Origin of the sequence: Rhizobium atlanticum (assembly GCF_030182485.1) — a bacterium.
Lineage (GTDB): Bacteria > Pseudomonadota > Alphaproteobacteria > Rhizobiales > Rhizobiaceae > Rhizobium.
This window is the reverse complement of record NZ_JAQJCJ010000088.1, coordinates 1-797: the sequence shown is the minus strand read 5'-3', so window position 1 is coordinate 797 and position 797 is coordinate 1. Positions and strand designations below refer to the sequence as shown.

General features: G+C 61.9%; 1 protein-coding gene and 1 pseudogene. Both read left to right on the top strand.

The features are described from left to right. Positions 1–264: pseudogene (locus PH551_RS32830) on the top strand (xanthine dehydrogenase molybdopterin binding subunit); the annotation flags it as partial. 285 nt (positions 265–549) lie between these two features. Next, positions 550–797, top strand: a 248-nt coding sequence (locus tag PH551_RS32825; protein WP_285196412.1) for an XdhC family protein, incomplete at its 3' end; no start/stop codon positions are given.

Below are 797 nucleotides of genomic sequence, written 5' to 3'. Positions count from 1 at the left end.
CCGTCGACCTATAAGATCCCGCTCGCCTCCGACCGCCCGAAGATCTTCAACGTGCGGCTTGCCGAATGGTCGGAGAATGCCGAAGCGACGATCGGCCGCTCCAAGGCCGTCGGCGAACCGCCCTTCATGCTGGCGATCTCAGCGCTGGAAGCCCTGTCAATGGCGGTCGCTAGCGTCGCCGATTATAAGGTCTGCCCGAGACTCGATGCGCCGGCGACACCGGAACGGGTGCTGATGGCGGTGGAGCGGATGAAGCGAGTGTAGGATGCGTCCGGCTGATTTGTTGTTTGGGCAGGACGGGCGGACAGGCTGGAACGAGTTGCACCCCCCTCTGTCCTGCCGGACATCTCCCCCACAAGGGGGGAGATCGGCAAGACGAAAGCCCTTGCTCCTTATTGCCCTGACATCAGACTATGAAAATCCGGTTTTAAGCTATCGATCCGTTATCATGGGGAGGCATTGCCTCTTGCCGATCTCCCCCCTTGTGGGGGAGATGTCCGGCAGGACAGAGGGGGGTGCCACGCCCACATACCCATCGGTTGTCTTTCCATGAAAGACCTCCAAACCTTCCTCGCCGCCCACCCAGAGAGCGTCCTCGTCGACATCACCGGCACGCAAGGCTCCACTCCGCGCGAGGCCGGCGCTTTCATGCTCGTCTCGGCGAACGCCCTCTGGGGCACGATCGGCGGCGGGCAGTTCGAGTTCATGGCAATTGCAAATGCGCGTGAGATTCTGGCTGGAACCGGCGGAGCGATTACCATGGAAATCCCGCTCGGCCCCGAAATCGGCCAGTGTTG